The following is a 613-nucleotide window of genomic DNA, read 5'->3' as shown; positions in this document are numbered from 1 at the left end:
GCAGGTGAGTGATTATGAGTGAAGTGGCAAATAACACAGCTCGTACCATCAGCGGTAAAGTCGTCAGCGACAAAATGGATAAGTCCATTACTGTATTGGTAGAGCGTCGTGTGAAGCATCCAATTTATGGTAAATACGTTAAGCGTTCTACCAAATTGCATGCTCATGATGAAAACAACGAGTGCAATATCGGCGACGTTGTAACTATTCAGGAGACTCGTCCGTTGTCTAAGACGAAGTCCTGGAAGCTAGTTACCGTTGTTGAGAAGGCAGCTAAAGTCTAACCCAGAGTGTTTGGAGAACTAAGATGATTCAGACGGAAAGTATGCTCGACGTAGCCGACAACAGCGGTGCGCGCCGAGTTCAGTGTATAAAAGTACTGGGTGGCTCTCATAGACGTTACGCACGAATCGGCGACGTAATTAAGGTCACCGTTAAGGAAGCGATTCCACGTGGTAAGGTTAAGAAAGGACAAGTATTGAACGCGGTTGTTGTGCGTACCCGTAAAGGCGTTCGTCGCCCTGACGGTTCGTTGATCAAGTTTGATGGTAATGCAGCAGTTCTTTTGAACGCGCAGAACGCACCAATCGGTACTCGTATTTTTGGCCCTGTA

2 protein-coding genes are annotated in these 613 nt (G+C 46.8%); both read left to right on the top strand.

Going from position 1 to position 613, the window contains the following annotated elements; all coding sequences use genetic code 11:
• Positions 1–14 precede the first annotated feature (14 nt).
• On the top strand, positions 15–284 hold the full coding sequence (rpsQ, locus tag A3750_RS05080; protein WP_068451016.1) for a 30S ribosomal protein S17: 270 nt from the start codon (positions 15–17) through the stop codon (positions 282–284).
• Positions 285–307: 23 nt separating this feature from the next.
• Positions 308–613, top strand: a 306-nt coding sequence (gene rplN / locus A3750_RS05075) for a 50S ribosomal protein L14 (protein WP_068548065.1), incomplete at its 3' end; no start/stop codon positions are given.

This window comes from Oleiphilus sp. HI0079, assembly GCF_001635105.1.
This window is presented reverse-complemented; position numbering and strand designations above follow the sequence as displayed.

Bases quoted from the DNA above. Each gene is read 5' to 3' on its own strand.
- rpsQ (WP_068451016.1), top strand. From the start codon at position 15: ATGAGTGAAGTGGCAAATAACACAGCTCGTACCATCAGCGGTAAAGTC.